The sequence below is a fragment of the Actinacidiphila paucisporea genome (genome assembly GCF_900142575.1).
In the GTDB taxonomy this organism is placed as follows: domain Bacteria; phylum Actinomycetota; class Actinomycetes; order Streptomycetales; family Streptomycetaceae; genus Actinacidiphila; species Actinacidiphila paucisporea.
This window is the reverse complement of record NZ_FRBI01000031.1, coordinates 51976-76883: the sequence shown is the minus strand read 5'-3', so window position 1 is coordinate 76883 and position 24908 is coordinate 51976. Positions and strand designations below refer to the sequence as shown.

At 73.0% G+C, this 24908-nt stretch carries 21 protein-coding genes; 13 read left to right on the top strand and 8 right to left on the bottom strand.

The window, feature by feature from the left end; genetic code table 11:
• Positions 1-393: sigma-70 family RNA polymerase sigma factor (locus BUE44_RS31145; protein WP_143172623.1), on the top strand; the 393-nt coding region annotated here is incomplete at its 5' end.
• Between the two features lie 116 nt (positions 394-509).
• Here the strand turns inward: BUE44_RS31145 and BUE44_RS31140 are convergent.
• Positions 510-1157 (bottom strand): TetR/AcrR family transcriptional regulator, encoded by a 648-nt coding sequence (locus BUE44_RS31140; RefSeq protein WP_073502363.1) that lies wholly within the window; start codon positions 1155-1157, stop codon positions 510-512.
• 156 nt (positions 1158-1313) lie between these two features.
• On the opposite strand from BUE44_RS31140, the gene BUE44_RS31135 reads away from it, so the two are divergent.
• Positions 1314-2858: an MFS transporter gene (locus BUE44_RS31135; RefSeq protein WP_079190242.1), complete on the top strand. Its 1545-nt coding sequence runs from the start codon at positions 1314-1316 to the stop codon at positions 2856-2858.
• 58 nt (positions 2859-2916) lie between these two features.
• Here BUE44_RS31135 and BUE44_RS31130 read toward each other — a convergent pair whose 3' ends face one another.
• Positions 2917-4116, bottom strand: a complete 1200-nt coding sequence (locus tag BUE44_RS31130) for a PP2C family protein-serine/threonine phosphatase (protein ID WP_322940881.1) — start codon at positions 4114-4116, stop codon at positions 2917-2919.
• A gap of 445 nt (positions 4117-4561) precedes the next feature.
• Between BUE44_RS31130 and BUE44_RS31125 the strand changes: the two genes are divergently transcribed.
• Complete coding sequence (locus tag BUE44_RS31125; RefSeq protein WP_079190241.1) at positions 4562-5491, top strand: MBL fold metallo-hydrolase; 930 nt, start codon at positions 4562-4564, stop codon at positions 5489-5491.
• Between the two features lie 7 nt (positions 5492-5498).
• Here BUE44_RS31125 and ctaD read toward each other — a convergent pair whose 3' ends face one another.
• Positions 5499-7214, bottom strand: coding sequence for an aa3-type cytochrome oxidase subunit I (gene ctaD, locus BUE44_RS31120; RefSeq protein ID WP_079190240.1), 1716 nt, complete (start codon positions 7212-7214; stop codon positions 5499-5501).
• A gap of 301 nt (positions 7215-7515) precedes the next feature.
• Between ctaD and BUE44_RS31115 the strand changes: the two genes are divergently transcribed.
• Together BUE44_RS31115 and BUE44_RS31110 are read left to right on the top strand one after the other, a co-directional pair.
• A complete protein-coding gene (locus tag BUE44_RS31115; protein ID WP_235002637.1) occupies positions 7516-7851 on the top strand; it encodes an STAS domain-containing protein in 336 nt (111 codons plus the stop codon).
• Positions 7848-8783 carry a sensor histidine kinase gene (locus tag BUE44_RS31110; protein WP_073502362.1) on the top strand — a complete coding sequence of 312 codons (936 nt, stop codon included), beginning with the start codon at positions 7848-7850 and terminating at the stop codon, positions 8781-8783. The genes BUE44_RS31115 and BUE44_RS31110 overlap by 4 nt, the downstream gene beginning before the upstream one ends.
• 17 nt (positions 8784-8800) lie before the next feature.
• Here the strand turns inward: BUE44_RS31110 and trhA are convergent, their stop codons facing one another.
• The 4 genes from trhA to BUE44_RS31090 form a co-directional block, all read right to left on the bottom strand.
• Complete coding sequence (gene trhA, locus BUE44_RS31105; protein ID WP_407640077.1) at positions 8801-9604, bottom strand: PAQR family membrane homeostasis protein TrhA; 804 nt, start codon at positions 9602-9604, stop codon at positions 8801-8803.
• A 58-nt stretch (positions 9605-9662) separates the two neighbouring features.
• Positions 9663-9995, bottom strand: coding sequence for a MerR family transcriptional regulator (locus tag BUE44_RS31100; RefSeq protein WP_073502361.1), 333 nt, complete (start codon positions 9993-9995; stop codon positions 9663-9665).
• A 574-nt stretch (positions 9996-10569) separates the two neighbouring features.
• Positions 10570-11841: a sulfite oxidase gene (locus tag BUE44_RS31095; protein ID WP_073502360.1), complete on the bottom strand. Its 1272-nt coding sequence runs from the start codon at positions 11839-11841 to the stop codon at positions 10570-10572.
• 286 nt (positions 11842-12127) lie between these two features.
• On the bottom strand, positions 12128-14299 hold the full coding sequence (locus BUE44_RS31090; RefSeq protein WP_073502369.1) for an FUSC family protein: 2172 nt from the start codon (positions 14297-14299) through the stop codon (positions 12128-12130).
• Positions 14300-14544: 245 nt separating this feature from the next.
• Between BUE44_RS31090 and BUE44_RS31085 the strand changes: the two genes are divergently transcribed.
• Entirely contained in the window at positions 14545-15261 is a 717-nt protein-coding gene (locus BUE44_RS31085; RefSeq protein WP_073502359.1) for a hypothetical protein, read from the top strand.
• Positions 15262-15288: 27 nt separating this feature from the next.
• Here BUE44_RS31085 and BUE44_RS31080 read toward each other — a convergent pair whose 3' ends face one another.
• The gene (locus BUE44_RS31080; protein WP_073502358.1) at positions 15289-17256 is read right to left on the bottom strand and encodes a PucR family transcriptional regulator; all 1968 of its coding nucleotides are present in this window, start codon (positions 17254-17256) and stop codon (positions 15289-15291) included.
• Between the two features lie 242 nt (positions 17257-17498).
• Here BUE44_RS31080 and dnaK point away from each other — a divergent pair, with 242 nt between their 5' ends.
• Genes dnaK through BUE44_RS31045 form a run of 7 tightly spaced genes read left to right on the top strand, consistent with a single transcriptional unit; the run spans position 17499 to position 24778 of the window.
• Positions 17499-19409 (top strand): molecular chaperone DnaK, encoded by a 1911-nt coding sequence (gene dnaK / locus BUE44_RS31075; RefSeq protein ID WP_073502357.1) that lies wholly within the window; start codon positions 17499-17501, stop codon positions 19407-19409.
• A 10-nt stretch (positions 19410-19419) separates the two neighbouring features.
• On the top strand, positions 19420-19998 hold the full coding sequence (locus BUE44_RS31070; RefSeq protein ID WP_073502356.1) for a nucleotide exchange factor GrpE: 579 nt from the start codon (positions 19420-19422) through the stop codon (positions 19996-19998).
• 8 nt (positions 19999-20006) lie between these two features.
• On the top strand, positions 20007-20984 hold the full coding sequence (locus tag BUE44_RS31065; RefSeq protein ID WP_073502355.1) for a DnaJ C-terminal domain-containing protein: 978 nt from the start codon (positions 20007-20009) through the stop codon (positions 20982-20984).
• Positions 20981-21370, top strand: a complete 390-nt coding sequence (locus tag BUE44_RS31060) for a chaperone modulator CbpM (protein WP_079190239.1) — start codon at positions 20981-20983, stop codon at positions 21368-21370. The genes BUE44_RS31065 and BUE44_RS31060 overlap by 4 nt, the downstream gene beginning before the upstream one ends.
• Entirely contained in the window at positions 21361-23988 is a 2628-nt protein-coding gene (gene clpB / locus BUE44_RS31055) for an ATP-dependent chaperone ClpB (protein WP_073502354.1), read from the top strand. Before BUE44_RS31060 ends, clpB begins: the two co-directional genes overlap by 10 nt.
• Positions 23985-24515, top strand: coding sequence for a thioredoxin (gene trxA / locus BUE44_RS31050; RefSeq protein WP_079190238.1), 531 nt, complete (start codon positions 23985-23987; stop codon positions 24513-24515). Before clpB ends, trxA begins: the two co-directional genes overlap by 4 nt.
• Positions 24515-24778, top strand: coding sequence for a UBP-type zinc finger domain-containing protein (locus BUE44_RS31045; protein ID WP_073502353.1), 264 nt, complete (start codon positions 24515-24517; stop codon positions 24776-24778). The genes trxA and BUE44_RS31045 overlap by 1 nt, the downstream gene beginning before the upstream one ends.
• The last annotated feature ends 130 nt before the right edge of the window (positions 24779-24908 follow it).

The following is a 24908-nucleotide window of genomic DNA, read 5'->3' as shown; positions in this document are numbered from 1 at the left end:
GCGCCGCCGAGCGTGGCGGAACTGGCCGCGTACCTGGAGATCACCGAGGAAGAGGTCATCGAGGGCCTGGTGGCCTCCAACGGCTACACCGCGGGATCCCTCGACCTGCCCACCGGTGACGACGGTGCCGACGCGACCGAAGCCGGCCGCTCCTACGCCGAGACGCTGGGCGACTGGGATCCGGCGATGGAGCTGGTGGAGGACTTCCACGCGCTGGCGCCCCTGCTGGGCCGGCTCGACGACCGCGAACGGCTGCTGCTGCAGATGCGCTTCGGCCAGGAGATGACGCAGGCCGAGATCGGCGCCGAGCTGGGCTACTCCCAGATGCACGTCTCCCGGCTGCTCTCCCGCATCATCGCCAAGCTCCGCAGCGGAATGCTCACCGACCGCTGACCCCCGAGGCCCCCTGATGCGGGGGCCTTCGCGGTTCGGCCACCCGGCCTGCCCAGGTCCGCCTGCTCAGGCCGGGTCCCGCAGCTCAGCCTCCGACCTGCTCGCCTCCGGCCTGCTCAGCCTCCGGCCTGCAGGCGGAGGCCCGTCAGCGTCAGCTCCAGCGCGGAGCGGAACTGGTCGACGTCGTCGTGGCCGTCGAACTCGTCGACGATCTCGTGCACGAACGGGAATTCCTCGGGGTCGAGCTCCCGCCAGCGCTGGGCGAAGCGGCCGAGATACTCCTCGCGGTCCACGGCCCCGTCGAGAACCTCCTGCGGCGGCTCCTGCCCCATGTCGACGGCCGAGCCGACGACGACCCCCACGATCGCGGACACCGCGTGGAACCGCTGGCGCGCGTCGAGGTCCAGCCGGAGGGTCTGCCGGCCCAGCTTCTCGTACAGGAGCAGGGAATTGCCCTGGACGTCGGTGTTGCGCATGAAGTACGCGCCGAGCCAGGGCCGGTCCACGATGGCGTCGAACAGCGTCAGGGCCATCGTGCGGAGGTCGTCGATCGGGTCGTCGCCGACCGGGAGTTTCTCGATGTCGGCCAGTACCCCGCCGATCACGTGGTCGGCGGCGCGGTCGAGCAGCTCGTCCTTGCTCGCGACGTACCAGTAGATGCTGGCGACACCGCCGCCGAGGCGCTGCGCGAGCGCCCGGAAGGTCAGCGCCGGCGCCCCGGCTTCGTCGAGCAGGGCGACCGCCTCGGTGAGCACGGACTCCATCGAGTGCGAAACCCGTCGGCGTCCCTCGCGGCTCTGCAGGCGTGCCATGGCCCACCTCCCCAATCACGATCTTCCTTGCACATCATCGAACGCTGTTCTATCGTACCGTATCGTACGTTGTTCGATGGTCGAACGGCGTCCGATCGGAGGACCGCCATGACTACCGCCACGCCACCCGCCCCGTCCCGCACCTACCCGTCCCTGCGCGCGGCGTGGATCCCGCTGGCCGCCCTCTGCCTGGCCTTCTTCGTCGAGATGGTCGACAACACGCTGCTGTCGATCGCGCTGCCCACGATCGGCCGCGACCTCGGCAGCGGGACGACCGCGCTCCAGTGGGTCACCGGGGCGTACTCGCTGACCTTCGGCGGCCTCCTGCTCACCGCCGGGTCGATGGCCGACCGGCTCGGCCGCCGCCGGGTGCTGCTCGTCGGACTCGCGGTGTTCGGCTCGCTGAGCCTGTGCGTGCTCCTGGTCACCACGACAGGCCAGCTCATCGCCCTGCGGGCGGCGCTCGGCGTCGCCGCCGCGGCGATGGCCCCGATCACGAACTCGCTGGTCTTCCGGCTGTTCGACGGCAAGGCCCTGCGGATGCGCGCCATGACGGTGATGATCGTCGTCGGCATGTCCGGCTTCGTCCTCGGGCCGCTGCTCGGCGGCACCGCGCTGGCCCATGTGCGGTGGGAGTGGCTGCTGGTCGTCAACGCCCCGATCGCCGTCATCGCCTGCCTCGGCGTCCGGCTCGGCGTCCCGGCCGACCGGCGCGAGGACCTGACCGACGACGCGCTCGACCTGCCGGGCGCCGTCCTGAGCGTCGGCGCGATCGGGCTCGCCTGCTACTCGCTGACCAGCGGTGTCGAGCACGGCTGGCTCTCCCCGCCCACCCTCGCCTCGATCGTGGGCGCCGTCGCGGCCGCGGTCGCGTTCGTACGGCACGAGCGCCGCAGCCCGGCACCGATGCTGGACCTGGGCCTGTTCTCCCACGGCACCGTCCGCGGCGCCGCCCTCGCGCAGATCGGCACGTCCATAGCGATGGCCAGCGTGATGTTCGGGCTGATCCTGCACTTCCAGTACGCCTACGGGTGGAGCCCGGTGCGGGCCGGCCTGGCCAACCTGCCGATCATCGTGACGATGATCGCCGCGACCCCGCTGTCGGAGTGGCTCGCCCGCCGCTTCGGCCACCGCGTCGCCTGCCTGGTCGGCGCGGCCTGCCTGGCCGGCTCGCTGGCCGGGCTCTCCTGGGGCGTCGAGCACGGATACGCCGCCATCGCCGTCTGCATGGTGCTGATGACCGTGGGACTGCGCACCGTGATGACGATCTGCGCGGTCGCACTCGTCGACGCGATGCCGGGCAACCGCACCTCCATCGGCGCCGCGCTCAACGACACCGCCCAGGAGGTCGGCTCCAGCGTCGGTACGGCCGTGGTCGGCACCCTGATCGCCGCCCTGGTCACCACCCGGCTCCCGGCCGGCACCTGGAGCAGCGACCTCGTCGCGTCGTTCTTCCACGGCGAACGGATCACCTACGCCGTGCTCGCAGCCGTCGTGGGACTGGTGGCGGCGGGCGGCGCGCTGACCCTCACCGACTCCCACGCCGTGGAGGAAGCCGCCGTGGAGGAAGACGCTGCAGAGGAAGCCGCTGCAGAGGAAGCCGCCGCCGAAGAAGCCGCCGCCGAGGAGGCCGCGGTCCAGGAACCCGCCTGACGACGCCGCCCGGCCCCCGGCTCACGCGTACGCGAAGCTCCCGCCGGCCCGCGGCCGCTCATCCCGCCGCGGCGTCGGGACCGTGCCACGCGCAGAACAGGACGGTGGCGTCGTCCTCCAGCCGCTCCTGGTGGTATTCCATGACGGCGCGCATCAGGCGGCGCAGGGTCTCGTCGACGGGCAGGTTGTCGGCGTGGTGGCGGATGATGAAGTCGGTGAAGCGCTCCACGCCGAATTCGTGGCCGTCGGCGTCGCGGGCCTCGGTGATGCCGTCGGTGAACAGCAGCAGCCGGTCACCGGGCTCCAGTTGCTCGGTGCACTGCTTGACCGGCAGGTTCAGCCCGCTGCCCATCGGGCCGGCCGGCGGGCAGCGCAGCGTGCTGGCCCAGCGGCCGCCGCGGATGAGGACCGGCGGCAGGTGGCCGCGGTTGACCCAGCTGAACTTGCCGGTGTCCAGCTCCAGGTCCGCGAGGATGCCGGTGGCGTAGCGGGTGTGGCCGAACTGCTGGATCAGGGTGTCCTCGATGGCCCTGCTGGCCTCGGGAATGGTGGCGCCGGCGCGGCGGTGGCTGCGGCAGGTGGCCATCGCCAGAGCGGCGGTCAGGCCGGCGGAGGTGTCGTGGCCCATGGCGTCGAAGATCGCCAGGTGCAGTATGTCGTCGGCCAGCGCGTACTCGAAGGCGTCCCCGGCCACCTGGTAGGCCGGCTCCATGAAGGCGCTGACGGTGGCCCGCCGGTCGGAGAAGGTCCGCGGCGGCATCATGGTCCACTGCAGTTCCGCCGGCACGCCCATCGGACGGGTGCGGGTCAGCCGGGCGTGCGAGTCGCTGTTGGCCCGCTTGGAGACCAGCAGCAGGCCGGCCGCCGAGGCCAGTGCCCGCATCACCTCCTCGGCGGGCCTGCCGCCGTCGGCGGGCCCCGGCTCGATGTGCAGGACGCCCAGGCGTTCCGTGCCGTCCCGCACCGGGACCCAGCACCCCCCGCCGCGCGCCGGCGCGGTGACCTCGGTCAGCTGGTAGGCGCGGCCGGGCAGGGTGCCCTCGATCCGGTACTCCTCGCCGCCCCCGCCGGCGTTCAGGCCGATCCCGGTGACCTCGCGCAGCACCTCCTCCTGGAGGTCCGCCACGAAGAGCCGGGCCGCGCCCGCACCGGCCTGCCGCGCCGCGGCGTCGAGCAGCCGGGGCAGCTGCTCGAACGGCGCCGTGTGACTGGACTCCAGCAGCCCGGTGAGCGCCCCTGCCAGGTCCCGCACCGTCACAGCCGCCTCCGCAGACCGGAACCCGTGCCGCCGGCACCCGACTCTTCCGCCATGACCATCCCCTACCAGCGCACGACCACAGGGGCCCGCGGATCGACAAGCACGTTCCGCCGGGGCAAGGAAGGAAACGACGCCGACGGGACCGACCCACCCGGCCCCGCACGGGGCGGTCAGGACGGCAGTCCCCACAAGCTTCCCTCACCCGGGCAAATTCCCGGCCATCGGCCCCCGCCGAGCCGGAGACGGCGGGGCGGATCCACCGCGTGAGCCGGGGTCCCGCGCGTACCCCGGCCGGTGTACGGCCGGGCCCCTCGGGTACCCGTAGGGCCCGGGCGGTCACCGGAGCGCCCAAGATACAGCGAGGATGCGTGATGACCGTGTGGGGAAACTCATGCCCTGGGACGCGCAGCACCGGCCACGCCGGCGGAGGCGGTGGGTCTCCCTCATGAGCGGAACACCTGACGCGACGCCTTTCGGCCCCTCGGGCGGCGGGCCCGCCGCAGGGCCGGCCCACGAGCAGCCGGGAACCGCGGCGGACCCCGGCCCCCCGCTCCGCCTGCACTTCATCGGCAATGCCACCCTCCTCGTACGCTACGGACCGCTGACGCTGCTGACCGATCCGAACTTCCTGCACCGGGGGCAGTTCGCCCACCTCGGCTACGGCCTGGTCAGCAGGCGCCTGACCGAGCCCGCGCTGTCGGTCGAGGAAGCCGCCGCCGGCGGTCTCGACGCGGTCGTGCTGTCCCATCTCCACGGCGACCACTGGGACCGCGTCGCCCGCCACGGCCTCGATCCCGCCCTACCGGTCCTCACCACCCCGCACGCCGCCCGCCGGCTGCGCCACCTCCAGGGCTTCCGCAACGCGACGGGCCTGCGCGACTGGGACAGCCGCACGCTCTCGGCCGGCGGCGTGCAGATCAGGCTGACCGCGCTGCCCGCCCGGCACGCGGGAAACCTGCCGCTGCGGCTGGCGCTGCCCCCCGTCATGGGCAGCATGCTGGAATGCGGCCTGGCAGGGGCACCGCCCAGCCTCCGGCTGTACATCTCCGGCGACACCATGCTCTTCGACGGCCTGCGCCGGATCGCCGCCCGCTATCCCGCGATGGACGTGGCGGTCCTCCACCTGGGCGGCACCCGGCTGCCGGGCGGCTTCGTCGTGACGCTCGACGGGCCCCGCGGCGCCGAGCTGGTCGAGCTCCTGCGCCCGGACCACGTGCTCCCGGTGCACTACGGCGACTACACCGTCATGAGATCGCCGCTCGCCGACTTCCTCACGGCCTCCCGCAAGCGGGGCACCCGCAACCGCGTGGCCCCCTGGGTCCACGGCCGGCAGGCCGTCATCACCCCGGGCGACCGGGCGGTCGACGTGGCCTGACCCGCGCTCATCCGGGGTCCTGGGGATGGGAGCGGCCGCCCGGGTCGACGGCGTCACGCTGCCCGCCGTGCTTCTCGATCTCCGCGCCGGCGACGTCCGGGTAGTGGAGGTCGAAGGCCGGCGATTCGGAACGGATACGCGGCAGGGCGTGGAAGTTGTGCCGCGGGGGCGGGCAGGAGGTCGCCCATTCCAGGGAGCGGCCGTAGCCCCACGGGTCGTCGACGGTGGCCTTCTCCCCGCTCCTGGCCGTCTTCCAGACGTTGTAGAGGAAGGGCAGGGTCGACAGGCCCAGCAGGAAGGAGCCGATCGTCGACAGGGTGTTCAGGGCGGTGAATCCGTCGCTGGCCAGATAGTCGGCGTAGCGGCGGGGCATGCCCTCCGCGCCCAGCCAGTGCTGCACCAGGAAGGTGAGGTGGAAGCCGACGAACAGCGTCCAGAAGTGGATCTTGCCGAGGCGTTCGTCGAGCATGGTCCCGGTCATCTTCGGCCACCAGAAGTGGAAACCGCCGAACATGGCGAAGACGATGGTGCCGAACAGGACGTAGTGGAAGTGGGCGACGACGAAGTAGGAGTCGCTGACGTGGAAGTCCAGCGGTGGCGACGCCAGGATGACCCCGGTGAGGCCGCCGAACAGGAAGGTCACCAGGAAGCCGATCGCCCACAGCATCGGGGTCTCGAAGGACAGTGAGCCGTTCCACATCGTGCCGACCCAGTTGAAGAACTTCACACCGGTCGGCACCGCGATGAGGAAGGTCATGAAGGAGAAGAACGGCAGCAGGACCGCGCCGGTGACGAACATGTGGTGCGCCCACACCGTCACCGACAGGCCGGCGATGGCGACGGTGGCGGCGACCAGGCCGACGTAACCGAAGATCGGCTTGCGGGAGAAGACCGGCAGGATCTCGGTGACCACGCCGAAGAACGGCAGGGCGAGGATGTAGACCTCGGGGTGGCCGAAGAACCAGAAAAGGTGCTGCCACAGCAGCGGGCCGCCGTTGGCGGGGTCGAAGACGTGGGCGCCGAACTGGCGGTCCGCCTCCAGGCACAGCAGCGCCGCGGCCAGTACGGGGAACGAGAACAGCACCAGGACCGAGGTCAGCAGGATGTTCCAGGTGAAGATCGGCATCCGGAACATCGTCATGCCCGGTGCGCGCATGCAGATGATCGTCGTGATGAAGTTGACCGCGCCCAGGATCGTGCCGAACCCCGCGAGGGCCAGGCCCATGATCCACATGTCGGCGCCGACGCCGGGGGAGCGGACCTGCAGGCTGAGCGGGGTGTAGGCGGTCCAGCCGAAATCCGCGGTGCCTTCGGTCGTGGGCAGGCCCGACACGACGATGAGCCCGCCGAACAGGAAGAGCCAGTAGGCGAGCATGTTCAGCCGCGGGAAGGCGACGTCCGGAGCGCCGATCTGCAGCGGCATGATCGCGTTGGCGAAGCCGGCGAAGGTCGGGGTGGCGAACAGCAGCAGCATCACCGTGCCGTGCATCGTGAACAGCTGGTTGTACTGCTCGTTGGAGAGGAACTGCATGCCGGGGCGGGCGAGTTCGGCCCGCATCAGCAGGGCGAGGGCGCCGGCGAACAGGAAGAAGCAGAACGAGGTGATCAGGTACAGGTGGCCGATCTTCTTGTGATCCGTGGTGGACAGCCAGCTGACCAGAATCCGCCCGGCGGAGCGGCGAACGGTTGGGGCCTGACTCGCGTGGTCGGTGATCACGACCATTCCACACCTCGCTGGTCGCATTCGGTAGGGATTGGTTACACAGAGTATGTGCGGGGTGGCCGGGTGCGGACACGGAGAGCCCTTGTGTCACGCGTACGAGTGCGGGTGCCCGAGCAGTCGGCCTTCTTGCGGCGCGATCCGCGCTCGCGCGAAACCGTCCGGGCTGCCCCCGGTCGCACGCCGGGGCCGGCGAACGCCGAGCCGCCGCGAGGCGGGTGCGGCGGGCCGGGAGGCCGCTCGGCGTCCATGGGAGAATGGCCGCCATGCGACAGGACGTGAGCGCGTCGGAGGCGAGTACGCGATGATGTCCGCCCCGGACTCCGGCGAGGCCAGGGTGCTCCTCGACCTGCGCCGACTGGCCGACCGGCCAGGCCTGAGCGCGACCGGCGAGGTCAGCTTGAGCACTCGGCCCGCCTGGCAGTCGGCCCTGGAGGAAATGCTCGTGCAAGGAAGCGACATATACCTGGATCTGTCCGGCCTGTCCTTCGTCGACGTCGGCGGAGCCGGCGCCCTGGCCCGGGCGGCACAGCGCCTTCCCGCGCCGGGACGGATCGTGCTGTCCGGGCCGCCGGCCTCCTTGCGACGGACGTTGGACCTGTTCTGGCCGGACCTGGAAGCGATCGAGGTGACAAAGTGACCGCCTCGGCCGCCGACCCCTTCGTGCATCCGGCGCTGTTCTACCGCGACCAGGAGACCTACCTGGCCGGCACGGTGCCGTTCATCGGCGCCGGCCTGTCCGCGGGCGAGCCGGTGGCCGTCGCTGTTCCCGCCGCGCGCCTCGGCCTGCTCAGGAACGCGCTCGGCGGCAGGGCCGACCAGGTCAGGCTGATCGACATGGAGGAGGCGGGCCGCAACCCCGGGCGGATCATCCCCGGCGTGCTGCGCGCCTTCGCCGACGCCCACCCCGGCAAGCGGGTACGGATCATCGGCGAGCCGATCTGGGCCGCGCGCGACCAGGACGAATATCCCGCCTGCGTGCAGCACGAGGCCCTGATCAACCATGCCTTCACCGGACAGCGGGCCACGATCCTGTGCCCGTACGACACTTCCGCACTGGACGAGCGGGTCATCGCCGACGCGTACGCGACCCACCCGGTGCTGATCGAGGACTCCGCCGAACGCGCCAGCGACGGCTACGCTCCCGACCGGGTGATCGCCGACTACAACCGGCCCCTGCCCCACGCGCCCGGCGCGGCGGCCTTCTCCTTCGACGCCGAGCGGCTGCCCGACGTCCGGCGCTTCGCCACCGACCGGGCGGCCGCGCTGGGCCTGCCCCGGGAGCGTACCGACGACCTGGCACTGGCGGTGGCCGAGTTGACCACCAACAGCGTCCTGCACGGCGGCGGCACCGGGACGCTGCGTATCTGGGCGGCTGACGGCCGGATCGTCTGCGAAGTGGCCGACCGCGGTCACCTCGCCGACCCGCTGGCCGGACGCCGCCCGGCCCGGCCCGGCCAACCGGGCGGTCGCGGCCTGCTCCTGGTCAACCACGTGAGCGATCTCGTCCGCCTCCACGCCACCGAGGAGGGCACCACCGTCCGCATCCACCTCACCCGCCGGCGGCCCTGACACGGCGCGGACGCGGGTCAGGTGACGGCCAGCAGGATGGCGGTGTAGTGCGCGGTGAAGGCGGCGATGGTGAGCGCGTGGAAGACCTCGTGGAAGCCGAACCAGCGCGGCCAGGGGTCGGGGCGTTTGAGGCCGTAGACGACGGCGCCCGCGGTGTAGAGCAGGCCGCCGGTGACGACGAGTGCGACGATCGCCGGGCCGCCGGCGCGCGCGAACGCGGGCAGGTAGAAGACCGCGGCCCAACCCAGGGCGATGTAGCACAGGGTGTACAGCCAGCGCGGCGCCCGGATCCACCACACCCGGAAGGCGATGCCGGCCACGGCTCCTGCCCACACCAGGGACAGCAGCACCATCTGCTCGCGCCCGGGCAGCAGCAGGACCGCCAGGGGCGTGTACGTGCCGGCGATGATCAGGAAGATGTTCGCGTGGTCCCACCGGCGCAGGACCGCCTCCCCGCGCGGGCCCCAGTCGCCGCGGTGGTAGACCGCGCTCGTGCCGAAGAGCAGCAGCGCCGAGGCCGCGTACACCGCGCAGGCCTCCACCGCCGCCGCCGAACGCGCCAGGACGACCAGGACGATGCCGCCGGCCAGGGCGAGGGGGAACACCCCGGCGTGCAGCCAGCCGCGCATCCGCGGCTTCACCGCTGCCGCCGCCCGCTGCGCCCCGCTCTCCGGGCCGGCGGCGGCCCGCCCGGTGGCCGGCGGGCCGGTCGTGCCGGCCGGCGGAGCGACTGCCGGAGCGCGGAGGGTGTCGGGCACGGCGCCGGAGCGGTTCGGGGACTGCCGTCCGCGGACCGGAGGCTGGGCGTCTTCAGCGATCATGCGCACATACTATGAGAATCAGCGCATATCGCGGCAATGGACCCGATCGGGAAGTCGGTCAGGCGTCGGCCGGGTGGGAGGCGCCGGCGGCGCGCAGCTCCTCGTTGATGCGCTGGGCCTCTTCGAGCTGGTCCTCGAGGATGACGATGCGGCAGGCTGCCTCTATCGACGTGCCCTGGTCGACCAGTTCGCGGGCGCGGGCGGCGATGCGCAGCTGGTAGCGGGAGTAGCGGCGGTGGCCGCCCTGCGAGCGCAGCGGGGTGATCAGGCGGGCCTCGCCGAGGGCCCGCAGGAAGTTCTGGGTGGTGCCGAGCATCTCGGCGGCCCGGCCCATGGTGTAGGCGGGATAGTCGTCGTCATCGAGCCGGTTGTACGAGTCGCCTGCTGTCATCTCGCCTCTCTGCGGAACACGCTGGAGGGGCCTTGGTGCCGTACGGCACCAAGGCCCCGAAGGAACTTTGCTACACCATCTGCCGGCCTCAGTGTCGCGCCGGCCTTCTGTTTCCGCGGACCCGACCGGACTGCTGCCGGGGGCGCGGGGATCGCGGTTGCTCGACCGGAGACCACCTCACTATCGATGTCCTGCGGTACCCGGGTTCACAGACTCTCCACCCGGGCGATCCTGATGGCGCTCGGCTCCTCCGTTCTTCCCTCTGCTGATCGATAGTGCGTACTGCTGTGACTGTGCCGACTCCCGGTACGCGCGCCCGCAGCCGGCGCCTTTACCGAGGTACTGCTCACTTCGCTGCTGGATCCTGCGGACTGCACTTGCTGTACTGCTGCCCGGCAGTTCGTTCTCTGCCGGGCCCTTCGATCTCGACTACAAGAGAAACCATAACCACACCGCCGCTCAATGTCTACTCCCGCCATCATAGATTTTTCGGCTCCCACGAAAGAGCTAACCAATGCCGATGGCAGGCGGAACCTTCCTCTCGCGGCGGGACCGCCCGTCCCGTCCCAGGCGGCTACGACAGTACGGTGACGGGATTGCGGACGACCGCGTCGAAGAGGTAGCCCTGCGTGTTGGGGGTCGTCCGGACGGGCTGGGTGCGGCCGGTGGTGTCGGTGGCACGGGCCAGCAGGGCGGTGGGGCCGGGCGTGGTGGGCCGCCAGTCGGTGGACCAGCGGGACCAGGCCGCCTCGCGGGGGCGGTCGTGGAGGCGGGCGGGGCGCCAGGTCGCGCCGTCGTCGGTGCTGACCTCGACCAGCCGGATCCCCCCGCTGCCCGACCAGGAGCGGCCGGTGAGCTGGTAGCGGGTGCCTGCGGTGTAGGTCGCGCCGGGTGCCGACTCGAACGCGCTCTTGAGGGTCTGCCGGCTCAGCGGGGCGCTGCCGCCCTCGGGGTAGGCGGGGCCGAACAGCTTGTAGAAGTCGGTGTTCCACGGTGAGTAGAGGGGCTGCGCGGAGACCTCGATGTCGCCGACCCACTTGATGTTGGAGACGCCGACCCACGAGGGCACCAGAACGCGCACCGGGTGGCCGTGGTCGTACGGCAGCGGTTCGCCGTTCATCTCGTACGCGAGGATCACGTCGTCCAGCGCTTTCGCCACGGGCAGCGGGCGGCGCACGTGGCCCAGATTCGCACCGGCCGACACGTACTCCTCGTCCAGGCCGCGCGGCTGGACGTCCACGGCGTGCCGGGTCAGGCCGGCGCGTTCCAGCACGTGGGAGAGGGGGACACCGCGCCAGCGGGCGGTGCCGATGGCGCCGAGGGTCCAGGCGGTTCCGGTGACGGTGTCGCCCTGCTGGGTGGTGAAGTAGCTGCGGCCGTTGCCCGCGCACTCGACGAACGCGTCGATGCTCACGGAGGGCATGCGGCGCAGGTCGTGGTAGTCGAACTCGACCGGACGGTCGACGCCCGGGGCGCCGCGCAGGCCGCTGCCCCAGAGCTTGAGGCTCCAGGTGTCCTGGTCGAGGACGGGGGTGGAGGAGTGGTTGCGGACGAAGAACCGGTCCACGGGGGTGTGGAAGCCGGTGCCTCGCAGCGCGGCCCAGTTGGTCTCGGCATTGGTGCCGCGGATGGTGAACCACTCCGGAGGGAGCGGCTTGACGATGCCGGGGCCCGGCGCGGGGGTGTCCGCGGCGGCCGTCTCCGGCAGGCTCGCCACCGCCGTGACCACGCCCGCGGCCGCTGCCAGCCGCAGCAGGTCGCGGCGGGACACGCCCTCGGCCCTGGCCTCACCGGCCAGCCACTGGCCCAACCGGTGGCGGTCGTATGTGGATTCGTCGCTGCGCATGGGGAACTGCCTCTCAGGGGGAGGAGAGCGGACGGAAGCGGGGGGCCACCTCCGGCGCGGTCCGCTCGTGCCGGCGCGAGATCAGCCGCGCGTGACGTACGCCGGAGATGCCTGCGGCCGGGCCAGGGGGAGGGGCCGGGCCGAGGTGGTGTTCAGCGACAACAGCCCTGCGGCACGAGGCGGCACGGGGCTGAGATGCGGCTGTCGGCGATCACGGCCCCGATGCTAGGGCCGGCCGAGCGGACGCGTCCCGCGTATGCGGAAATCCGGACAGGTACGGGTTCCGTCACCCGCTCCGGTGCGCGGGCCCCGCACCGTCACCTTCCGCGGCCATGGCCGCTCGCACCCGCTGCTCCTCCCGCGCCGAGCCGACGTCCCGTTCCAGGGGCGTGCGGCTCACGGCCGTCGCGAGGTCCTCCAGCGCCCGCTTCTGCATTCCCGCCTCGCGGCGCGCAGGGCTCCCTTCCGCGGCGGCGCCGTCCCACCCGCGGAGCGCCTCGTCCACGCGCCGCCAGTCGGGATTCCGGTGCTCGCGCACGTCGGTCGCCGCCTGCGCGGTGTCCGCCTCCAGGGCGTCGGCGAACCGCTCCGACGCGCCGACGGAACGGCCGCCGGCCCGCGGGGCATGGCTCTCCATGACCATCGCCGTCCGGCCGAAGCCCTCGAGCGCGTCCTGCGCGTTCTGCGCCTCACGCGTCGTCAGGCCCCTGGGCCGGACCGGTTCCCGCTGCGCCCGGTCGTAGGCCTCCTGCCAGGCGGCACGTGCCCGCCTGCTCGCCAGCAGGGCCCTGCGCATGTCGGCGCGATGCTGCGGGGTCGGTTCCGCGTAGTTGCGGAAGACCGCGGCCGAATACCGCCCGTCGGCGGCGAGCCAGTCCGCGAGCCGGCCCGGCAGGCGGGGCGTCTCCCAGGCCGGGAAGACCGCGTACGCCAGCATGGCCAGGGCCCCGCCGAGCAGGGTGAGCACCACCCGCTGCGGGACCGTCTGGTCCCAGGTCTCGCCGCCCATGCCGAGCAGGAAGACGGCGTAGGCGGCGGTGAAGCACTGGGAGTAGGCGTAGCCGGTACGGATCACGGTGTAGGACAGCCCGGCCGAGACCACCGTCAGCGCGCCGAACACATGGGCGTCCGGGCCCACGGCCCGCACCATCGCGGTGGCCAGCGCGACCCCCGCCGCGGTCCCGGCGAGACGGCCCACCGCACGTGCGTACGTCCGGTGGAAGTCCGGCCGCATCACCATCACCGAGGCCAGCGGCGCCCAGTAGCTGTGGCCCAGCGGCAGCCAGGCGGCGATCAGATAGCCGAGCGTGGCCACGGCCGCCAGCCGGACGGCGTGCCGGAAGACGGGGGAGTCCCAGCGGAGTTCGTGGCGGACCGCCCGGAAGGCGACCCGCAGCAGCCGGAACATCGTCGGGCGCACCAGGAACCGGGCGCGCGCGGTGCCCGGCGCCGTGGCCGCCTTCCCGGCCGCGCCGCCGCTCCCGGCGACCTCCAGCGCCTCGCCGAGCAGTTCCACCAGCTGCTCGGCGGCCTTCCGCGCAGGCCCCTCAAGGACCTTGTCCTCCTCGTCGAGGCGAAGGACCTCCGTGCTGCTCGCCGGCACCTCCACGGGAGTGCCGCAGCGGATCGCACGGGCCACCGCGTCCAGGACGTCGGCGGCCGCGCCGAGCAACTCCCGCGCCCGGTCCCGCCCGGGTCCCTGCGCGGGGGCGCCGACGTCCGGGTCGGCGAGCGTGGCGACGACCGGCAGGATGCGCTCGGCGAGCCCCCGGGGGCCGTGGAGGACGCGCGGACGGGTCCTGGCCTGTGACGGCGTCACGGCGGCCGCGTCCCGGGCCGTCATCAACGGCTCGGGGTCGAAGGGGGCGGCCGGGTCCTGGCGCAGCCGGCGGGCGTAGTCCGCCACCGCGGCCAGGCCGTCGGCGAGCGCGTCACGGTGCGCGCCCCAGCGGCGGATCGGGAACAGCAGGATCAGCAGGGCCTGCACCACGCCACCGAGTGCGATGACCCCGGCGTGCGCCAGGGCTCTCCCGACGCTCGTGGGCAGGGTGACGGTCACCAGCATGCTGCCGACGGTCGTCGCCGCGACGATCCCGGCGGTCGACCCGGCGGCCCACGCCATCCCGGCGGCGAAGGCCCATACGGCCAGCAGCGGGAGGAACGTGACGAGGTGCCCCGCCGCCAGGTAGCCCACGAAGGTGCTGAGCCCCAGACCCGCGCCCGTGCCGAGCGCGATCACCTTGCGCGGACGCCAGGTGCGCTGGAAGGTGGCACCGCCCGCGGAGAAGGCGCCGAGCGCGGCGGACGCGGCGAAGGCGGGGGAGACCAGATAGAGCGCGGGGCCGACGACGATCGCCACGCCGGCCGCCGTGCGCAGCGCGAGCAGCGGCTCCAGCCGTGTCTCCTCGATCGTGAGCCCGGATCGCACGACCTCCCCGAAGGCCCGCAGCCACGTCACGGGTCCGAGCGTAGCCGGACCGCCCCGCCGGACCGCGTCGGCCGCGCCGCCGCCCGCGGGGGACGCGGGCGCGTCGACCACCGGCCGGACGCGCGGGCACCGCTCGGCGGCGGAAACGGATGCGCGGCACCGCCCGGCGCGGGAAACGGACCGCGGTCCACCGGCCGTCGCGCAGTCGGTGGTTAGATGTCCCGGTGACGGGCCGCGGCAAGGGATCTGGGTCGACGAAGGGGAGCGGGCAGGAGATGACGCGCAGGCTCGTCCAGGCCCAGACCGGGCATCCCCGGCACGAGCGCCGCGGGGAGGCCCGGCTGCCCGGTGTCATCGCGACGCTCGCCGCGATCCTGCTGTATCTGGCCCTGCCGCAGCGCCTGCTGATCGCGCCGCGCTACATACTGCCGGCACTGGAGATGCTGCTGCTCGTGGCGCTCATCGCGGTCAATCCCAAGCGCCTGACCCGCCAGACCCGGTTCTTCCGCGCCTTGTCGCTGACGCTCGTCCTGCTGATCGCCGCGAGCAACCTGTTCGCCCTGGGCGTCCTCATCCACGAGCTGCTGTACGCCGGGGTCAAGGACGGGCGTTCGCTGCTGGTGGCCGCCTTGCAGGTGTGGGCCACCAACATCGTCGCCTTCGGCCTGGCCTACTGGGAACTCGACCGGGGCGGTCCCGTCATGCGGACGCAGGCGCCGCGCGGCGAGCTGCCGCTGGCGGACTTCCGCTTCTCCCAGGACGAGAACGACGACGCGGTCCAGGAGGTCGCGGACGGGTCCAGCGTCGTCTCCGACTGGATGCCCACCCTGGTCGACTACCTGTACGTGTCCGTCACCAACTCGACCGCCTTCAGCCCGACCGACACCATGCCGCTGTCGACCCGCGCCAAGGTCATGATGGGCGTCCAGAGTATCGCCGCCCTGCTGACCTCGCTCCTCGTGATCGCCCGCGCGGTCAGCGTCCTGCATTAGGGCCTGTCCGGCCTGGCGGGACGGCCGTCAGGGGGGCGTGTCGAGCACGTTGCGGATGCGGGTGGCGATGTGCAGGTTGAGGCGCGTCTCGACGGAGCCGAGGTCGTGGCCGGTGATCTCGCGGATGCGCTGGAGGCGGTAGCGGACGGTGCTGCGGTGGATGAGGAGCGTCTCGGACGTGGCGTCGTAGCTGCACCCGCTCTCCAGATAGCGCGAGAGCGTCATCACCAGCTCGGTGCGGTGGCGGGAGTCGTAGTCCAGCAGCCGTCCCAGCCACTCGCGGACGAAGCGGTCGGCCTCCCGTTCGCCCCCGCCGGTGCCCATCATGCGGCGCAGCCCCAGCTCCTCGAAGCCGGTGCTGCCGTACGGGTCCTGCGAGCGGCGCCGGACGGTGAGGGCGCGGACGGCCTCGTCGTAGGAGTGCGGCAGATCGGTGAAGACGTCGCAGCGGCCGCCGACCCCGATCGCGCCGGCCCCGGTGCCCAGGACGTCGGAGACGGCGCCGTACAGCTCGCCTGCCGGGTCACGCCGGTCCTCGCCGGCCACCAGGACGACCGTGGCCGCGCCGCGGGAGCCGACGAGCACGTCCAGGCGCAGCCGCCCGGCCGCCCGCGCCACCGCGTCGCCGAGCGCGGCCCTCCCGGCCGTCCCCGGCCACTCCAGTACGGCGACCCTGTACGGCCGGCGCAGGTCGTGGCCCAGAGCCGCGGCCTGGGCGAAGTCGTCGTCGGTCGCCTCACCCGAGATCAGCCGGTCGACCAGGCCGTGGCGCAGCTGCGGCTCCAGCTCGGCCAGCCTGCGCTCGTAGGAGAGCAGGGGAGCCAGCACCAGAGCGGCCTGCCCCAGCGCCGAGAGGTCCGTCTCCGTCGCCCGCCGGTCCGGATCGACCAGGGCGACCGCACCGAGCAGGTCCCCGGCCATCTCGACCGGGACGAGCAGCCGGTCGCCGTCCCGGACGGCGCCGGGCCGGCGCCGCGCGTCACGCAGCAGGGACTCCCGGCGCCGGTCCCGCGGGCGCGGTGCGTCCCCGGGTCCTCCGCGGGGTTCGTCCGGAGCGGGGCCCGGAGCGGGGCCCGGAGCGGGGCCCGGGGCGGGGCCCGCCTGGGCCCGCGGGTTGCCGAAGCGGTCCTCGGTGCGGGCCGCGAAGCCGGTGTGGTCGTGCAGGGCCTGCAGGACTCCGGTCTCACCCCCGCCGGAGGCGGCGGCGCGGGAGAGCGCGTCGTGGACGGCGAGCCGCGAGGCCAGGGCGGAGACGGTCGCGCCGGGACCGGTGGTGGGCGGGACGTGCCCGTTTCCCTCCGGGTCCGCGATCCCCGGCAGGCTCGCCGAGCCGGCGCCGGGCGGCTCCGCCCGGCGCCCGGTGAGGCGCGCGAGGGCGTTCGCGGTCTGCTGCGCGAGCAGATCGGTCAGGGCCGTCTCCTCGGGCGAGGGCGTGGTCGGGGACCGGACCACGAGATAGCCGAGGCAGTCACCCCGGTACCGCAGCGCGATGGCCCGTGACCAGCGTCCGCCCGGCTCGTGCAGATTCCGGCTGCGGCCGTCGAGGGCGTCGATCCGCCGGTCGAGCCGGTCGGCGGCCATCACCTCGGCGGCGGTCGCTTCAGCCCCGCCTTCGCCCCTTGGGCCCGCGGCGGGCTCCGAACCGGTCCGGTCCACGGCGGGCTCCCGGCCGGTCCGGTCCACGGCCGGCCCCCGGTCGGTCGGGTTCGGCCCCAGCGCCACCGCGCTGCCCGGCCCGCCGAAGGCGACGGCGGAGGCCGAGGCGCCCGCCCGGCCCGGGGAGCAGCGCCGCGCCAGACCGTGGTGCACGGCGTAGGCCGCTTCCGCGACGAACGGGCCGGTGGCGGCGATCGCGGCCATGGCACCCCACAGCACCTCGCGCTCGTCGACGCCGTCGAGCACGGCCGTCACCAGCCGTAGCAGCGCGTGCCGGGCGGCCCCTGGCTGCGGGATGGGGTGCAGGGCACCGGCGGTCGGAAGCGGAACAGCGTCCATCGCGGGTCCATTCGCGGCTCGAAAGCGGCTGACTTCCACGCTACGCCGCCCGGCACCGGCTCTCACCTGGGAGCCGCGCCGCGGCACCGTCCTGGCGGACGGGAAAGGCGGCGCGGATTGGTCATGCCGGGGCGGGGAAGCGCGCCGCCCGCCGCGTGACCCTGCCAGGAGGTGGGGTGCGTCCGGCGCCGTGCGCCTGGCAGCCCGCCGATCGGTTCCCGTGTCGCGACGGAGGAGTTCCCATGGCGAAGGCAGTAGGCATCGACCTAGGTACCACCAACTCGGTCATCGCGGCCTGGGAGGGCGGTGAGCCCACCGTCGTCCCGAATGCCGAGGGGGCCAGGACCACCCCCTCGGTGGTGGCCTTCTCCGACGACGGCGAGCGGCTGGTCGGACAGCTCGCGCGCCGGCAGTCGATCCTCAACCCCAAGGGGACCATCACCTCCGCGAAGCGGTTCATCGGCCGTCGCTACGACGAGATCTCCGACGAGGCCAAGGCGGTCTCCTTCGACGTCGTCGAGGGGCCCGGCGGGGTGGCGCGCTTCGAGGTGAACGGCAAGCAGTACGCGCCGGAGGAGATCAGCGCGCAGGTGCTGCGCAAGCTCGCCGACGACGCGGGGAAGTCGCTGGGCGAGAAGGTGACCGAGGCGGTCATCACCGTGCCGGCGTACTTCAACGACGCCCAGCGGCAGGCCACCAAGGACGCCGGGAAGATCGCCGGTCTTGAGGTCCTGCGCATCATCAACGAGCCGACCGCGGCGGCGCTGGCCTACGGGCTGGACAAGAAGGGCCACGAGACGGTCATGGTCTTCGACCTGGGCGGCGGCACCTTCGACGTCAGCCTGCTGGACGTCGGGGACGGCGTGGTGGAGGTCCGCGCCACGGCGGGCGACTCCCACTTGGGCGGTGACGACTTCGACCGCCGGCTGGTGGACCACCTGGCGGACGGCTTCCAGCAGGCCGAGGGCATCGACCTGCGCAAGGACCCGCAGGCCCTGCAGCGGCTCTTCGAGGCGGCCGAGAAGGCGAAGACCGAGCTGAGTTCGGTCAGCCAGACCCAGGTGAGCCTGCCGTTCATCACGGCGGACGCCGCCGGGCCGAAGCACCTGACCGAGACGGTCCGCCGCTCCACCTTCGAGCAGATCACCTCGGACCTGGTGGAGCGCTGCCTGGAGCCGGTCAGGACGGCGATGAGCGACGCCAAGGTCACCGACAACGACATCGACGAGGTCATCCTCGTCGGCGGCTCGACCCGTATACCGGCCGTGCAGAGCCTGGTCCGCCGGATGACCGGCGGCAAGGACCCGAACATGAGCGTCAACCCCGACGAGGTCGTGGCGCTGGGCGCCGCCATCCAGGCCGGCGTGCTCAAGGGCGAGGTCAAGGACGTCCTGCTGCTGGACGTCACCCCGCTGTCGCTGGGCGTCGAGACGGCCGGCGGCGTGATGACCAAGATCATCGAGCGGAACACCACCATCCCCGCCCGCCGGTCCGAGACCTTCTCCACGGCCGAGGACAACCAGCCCGCCGTGGACATCGTGGTGCTCCAGGGGGAGCGCGAACTGGCCGCGGACAACCGGGTGCTCGGCCGCTTCCGGCTGGAGAACCTGCGGCCGGCCCGGCGCGGGGAGACGCAGATCGAGGTCACCTTCGACATCGACGCCAACGGCATCCTCAAGGTCAGCGCCAAGGACCGGGACACCGGCGCCGAGCAGTCGATCACCATCAGCGAGGGCTCCAACCTCGACCCGTCCGAGGTCGAGCGGATGATCAACGAGGCCGAGTCCAACCGCTCCGCCGACCTGGTTCTGCGCGAGGCCATCGACGCCCGCAACGAACTCGACGCGGCCGCCTACCAGGTGGAGCGCCGTCTGGACGAACTCGGCGACGCCGCACCGGAGCACGAGCGGGCGCGCGCCAGGCTGCTGGTCGACGAGGCACGTACCGCCGTCAAGGAGGAGGCCCCGGCCGACCGGGCCCGGAACCTGACCTCCGAACTCCAGCAGATCCACGCGGCGCTGGCCTCCCACGCCGCCGGAGCGGGCGGAGCCGAAGGCGGTGCCCAGCCTGGCCCGGAGCCCGGCCAGGGCCCGGCGGCCGAGTCCCCGGCGGGTGACGACGACGTCATCGACGCCGACTTCGACAAGAGCTGAGGCGGGCGACATGTCGGACCAGGAACAGGCGCGTCCCGCCGAGGACCGCTCACCGCCCGAGGCCCAGCAGACCCCGCCCGAGCAGACGCCCCCGCCGGCCCCCGAAGCCGGGGAGCAGCCGGCGGCGGGCGGGGACGGCGGGCAGCCGGCGCGCGACGCGGAGGTGGAGGAACTCCAGGACCGGTGGCGGCGGGCCCTCGCCGACCTCGACAACCTCCGCAAGCGCTACGCCCGTGAGCTTCCCCGCGAGCGGGAGGCCGAGCGGGCCCGGGTGGCCGGGGCCTTCCTGCCGGTCGTCGACAACCTCGAACTGGCCCTCGCCCACGCGGGCGCCGACGACCCCGGCGCGATCGTCAGCGGAGTCCGGGCGGTACGCGACCAGGCCGTCGAGGTGCTGCGGGGCCTCGGCTACCCCCGCCACGAGGAGACCGGCGTCCCCTTCGACCCCGAGCAGCACGAGGTGGTGTCCGTGGTGGATGAACCGGACACCGCTCCGGGCACCGTCGTCCGGGTGCTGCGGCCCGGATACGGCGAACCCGGCCGCCAGCTGCGACCGGCCGCGGTGGCGGTCAGCCGCAAGCAGGAGTGAGGCCCGCCATGGCAGAGGACTACTACGAGGTGCTCGGCGTCCCGCGCAGCGCCGACGGGTCCGAGATCCAGCAGGCCTTCCGTACGCTGGCCCGCCGCTACCACCCGGACGTCAACCGCGATCCGGCCGCCGAGGAGCGCTTCAAGCAGATCAACGAGGCGTACAGCGTGCTGTCCGACCCCGGCACCCGGGCGCGCTACGACCGCTTCGGCCCGGACTTCCGGCAGATCCCGGAGGACTACGACGAGCGGGTCGCGGCCGGCCAGGGCTTCGGCGGCGGAGCCGGCGCGTACGGCGGCAGCCCCTTCGGGGGCGGCCGGGGCGCCGACCGGGCCGGTGGCAGGACCTGGACGCAGACCGACTTCGACACCTCCGGTGTGGACTTCGAGGACCTCTTCGGAGGCATCTTCGGCGGCCGGGGCGGCCGCGCCGGGCGGGGCAGCCCGATCCCGGGCGCGGACCAGGAGGCCGAACTCACCCTCAGCGTGGAGGAGGCCTACCGCGGCGGCCGGCGGAAGATCACCCTCGGCGGCCCCGGCGGGGAGCGCAGCTACGACGTCACGATCCCGGCCGGGGTCGTCGACGGGCAGCGCATCCGGCTCGCGGGGGAGGGCGGCCGGGGCCGCGGTCCGGACTCCGCCGGCGACCTCTACCTGGTGGTCCGTATCGCCCCCCATCCCCGCTACCGGCTCGACGGGCGCGACATCCACGTCGATCTGCCGGTCGCCGCGTGGGAGGCCGCACTGGGGGCGACGGTGCCGGTCGCCGGCCCGGGCGGGACGGCCAAGGTGCACGTGCCGCCCGGCACCTCCACCGGACGCCGGCTGCGGCTGCGCGGCGAGGGGATGCCGCATCCCAAGGGGTCCCCCGGTGACCTCTACGCCGAGATCAAGGTCATGGTGCCGCCCTCGCCGAGCCCGCGCGAGCGCGAGCTGTTCGAGGAACTGGCCGCGGCCTCCTCCTTCGACCCGAGGAAGCAGACATGAGAGCCCAGCACCGTCCCGCCGCCGGACGCGCCGGACAGGCCGGCGCCAGGAACGCCTACCCCCTGGTGCGGGTCCACCGGACGCACCCCGGCGCCTACCGGCTCCCCATGGCCGACGCGGCCGCCCGCAGCGGACTGCCGCCCGACCTCGTACGCCGCTTCGTCGCCCTCGGTCTCGTGGACGCGGAACGCGACGCCGGGGGCCGGCTGTGGTTCCGGGCCGGCGCCCCGTCGGCCATCGCCCGGGTCCAGCGGCTGCGGGCCGGGCTGTGCCTCAACTACGCGGCCGTCGGCGTCGTCCTGGACCTGCTCGACCGCATCGAACGTCTTGAGGCCGCGCTGCGGCGCAGTGAACGAGCCGCCAAGGAGCCCACGACATGGACATGAACCGCCTCACCCAGAAGTCCCAGGAAGCGTTGCAGGAAGCGCAGAGCATCGCGGTCCGTATGGGCCACACCGAGGTCGACGGAGAGCACCTGCTGCTGGCGCTGCTCGATCAGCAGGACGGCCTGACGACCCGCCTGCTGGCCGACGCCGGCGCCGACCCGGCCGCCCTGCGCGCCGCCGTCGAGTCCGATCTCGCCAAGCGCCCGCGGACGACCGGCCCTGGCGCCGCCCCCGGTCAGGTGAGGGTGACCCAGCGGCTGGCCCGGCTGCTGGACGGCGCCGAGCAGGAGGCCAGGCGGCTCAAGGACGAGTACGTCTCGACCGAGCACCTGGTGCTGGCCATGGTGGACGAGGGCTCGGCCACCGCGGCCGGCCGGCGGCTGGGCGAGCAGGGCGTCGGCAAGGACTCCTTCCTCGCCGCCCTCACCACCGTGCGCGGGAACCAGCGGGTCACCTCCGCCAATCCCGAGGAGGCGTACGAGGCCCTGGAGAAATACGGCCGCGACCTCGTCGTGGAGGCCCGCACCGGCCGTCTCGACCCGGTGATCGGCCGGGACGCCGAGATCCGCCGGGTCGTCCAGATCCTCAGCCGCAAGACCAAGAACAACCCGGTGCTGATCGGCGAACCCGGCGTCGGCAAGACCGCCATCGTGGAGGGCCTCGCCCAGCGGATCGTCCGCGGCGACGTGCCGGAAGGGCTGCGGGACAAGACGGTCTTCTCGCTCGACATGGGCTCGCTGGTGGCCGGGGCCAAATACCGCGGCGAGTTCGAGGAGCGGCTGAAAGCCGTACTGGCCGAGGTCAAGGGCGCCGAGGGCCGCATCCTGCTCTTCGTGGACGAGCTGCACACCGTCGTCGGGGCGGGCGCCGCCGAGGGTGCCATGGACGCGGGCAACATGCTCAAGCCGATGCTGGCCCGCGGTGAGCTGCACATGATCGGCGCCACCACCCTCGACGAGTACCGCAAGCACATCGAGTCCGACGCGGCCCTGGAACGGCGCTTCCAGACCGTGCTGGTGGACGAGCCGACCGTCGAGGACGCGATCTCCATCCTGCGCGGCATCCGCGAGCGGCTGGAGATCTTCCACGGCGTCAAGATCCAGGACGGCGCGCTCGTCGCCGCCGCCACCCTCAGCCACCGCTACATCAGCGACCGCTTCCTCCCCGACAAGGCCATCGACCTGGTCGACGAGGCGTGCGCGCGGCTGCGGACCGAGATCGACTCGATGCCCGCGGAACTCGACGAACTCACCCGCCGGGCCACCCGTCTGGAGATCGAGGAGGCCGCGCTGGACCAGGAGACCGACCCGGCCAGCCGCGCCCGCCTGGAGGACCTGCGGCGTGAACTGGCCGACCTGCGGGGCGAGGTGGACGCCAAGCACGCCCAGTGGGAGGCCGAGCGCCAGGCCATCCGCAAGGTCCAGGAACTGCGCCAGGATCTGGAGCGCGCCCGGCAGGAGGCCGAGGCGGCCGAACGCGCCTACGACCTCAACCGGGCCGCCCAGCTGCGCTACGGGACCGTCAGCGAACTGGAGCGCCGGCTGGCCGCCGAGGAGGAGCAGCTCGCCGCCAAGCAGGGCGAGACCCGGCTGCTGCGCGAGGTGGTCACCGCCGAGGAGATCGCCGAGATCGTCTCCGCCTGGACCGGCATCCCCGTCACCCGGCTCCAGGAGGGCGAGCGGCAGAAGCTGCTCAAGCTGGACGAGATCCTGCGCGAGCGGGTCGTGGGCCAGGACGAGGCCGTCCAGCTCGTCGCCGACGCCGTGATCAGGGCGCGCTCCGGAGTGCGCGACCCGCGCCGGCCGATCGGCTCGTTCATCTTCCTCGGCCCCACCGGCGTCGGGAAGACCGAGCTGGCCAAGACGCTGGCGGCAGCGCTGTTCGACAGCGAGACCAACATGATCCGCCTCGACATGAGCGAGTACCAGGAACGGCACACCGTCAGCCGCCTGGTCGGCGCTCCCCCCGGCTACGTCGGCTACGAGGAGGGCGGCCAGCTCACCGAGGCGGTGCGCCGCAAGCCGTACTCCGTCGTGCTGTTCGACGAGATCGAGAAGGCGCACGCCGACGTCTTCAACACCCTGCTCCAGGTCCTGGACGACGGCCGGATCACCGATTCCCAGGGCCGTACGGTCGACTTCCGCAACACCGTCGTCATCATGACCTCGAACCTGGGCTCCCAGTACCTGCTCCAGGACGCCACCCAGGCCGGCGAGATCAAGCCCGAGGCGCGGGCGCTGGTGATGACGGAGCTGAACGGCCATTTCCGCCCCGAATTCCTCAACCGGGTCGACGACATCGTCCTCTTCCACCCGCTCGGCATCGCGCAGATCGAGCGCATCGTGGACCTGCTCCTCGCCGAGCTGCGCGACCGCCTCGCCGAGCAGCGCATCACGCTGGTCCTCACCGAGCCGGCCCGCCGGCTGATCGCCGCCGAGGGCTACGACCCGGTCTACGGGGCCCGGCCGCTGCGCCGCTTCATCTCGCACGAGGTCGAGACCAGGATCGGCCGGGCGCTGCTCAGCGGTGAGGCACGCGAGGGCGTGACCATCCTGGTCGACGCGGAAGGCGGCGAGCTGACCGTGACCCTGCAGGACGAGCCGCAGGAGCCGTCATGACCACTTCTCCGGAAAGCCCCGCCGACCGCGGTGGGCGTACCGGCACCACCGGCGGCGCGCAGACCCCGGTGCGGGCGGTCGCCTGCCCCACCTGCGGCCGCACCAACCGCGTACCCGCCGCGGCGGACGGCAGCCCGCGCTGCGGGAACTGCGCGACCCCGCTGCCGTGGATCGCCGAAGCGGGCGACGCCGACTTCGGGAAGGTCGCCGAGCAGGCGAGCCTGCCGGTGCTCGTCGACCTGTGGGCCACCTGGTGCGGTCCCTGCCGGATGGTCAGCCCCGCCCTCGAACAGGTCGCCAGGGACCTGGCAGGCCGCCTCAAGCTCGTGAAGGTCGACATCGACAAGTCACCGGCCCTCGCGCGGCGGTTCGAGGTCCAAGCCGTACCCACCCTGCTGATCCTGGACCACGGCAGGCAGGTCGCCCGCCAGACCGGCGCCGCGCCCGCGAACGCGCTGCGCCGGTGGGTGGACGAGTCGCTGTCGGCGTCCCACGGACCAGCCGACCCCGCCACCAGGAGGCCGTGATGACCGCTGTTCCCGACCCGCACCTGTCCATGGTCCGGCCCGTGACGCCCAGGACACCCCAGGGCTGCGAGGAGTGCCTGCGCATGGGGACCCCGTGGGTGCACCTGCGCCTGTGCCTGACCTGCGGCCACGTCGGCTGCTGCGACTCCTCGCCGATGCGGCACGCCCGTGGCCACGCGGGAGCCGACGGGCACCCGATCGTACGGTCGTTCCAGCCCGGCGAGGACTGGCGGTGGTGCTTCGTGCACGAGTCGATGGTCTGAGCCCGGCGGGCCCGCGCGGCGCCTGTCCGGCGGGGCCGCCCCTGGCCTCTGCCTCGGCCGCTGTTGCCCGCCCCCGCCTCCCCCTCCGCCTCTGTACCCGACGAATCCGTCCTCGACGAAGGGAGCGAAC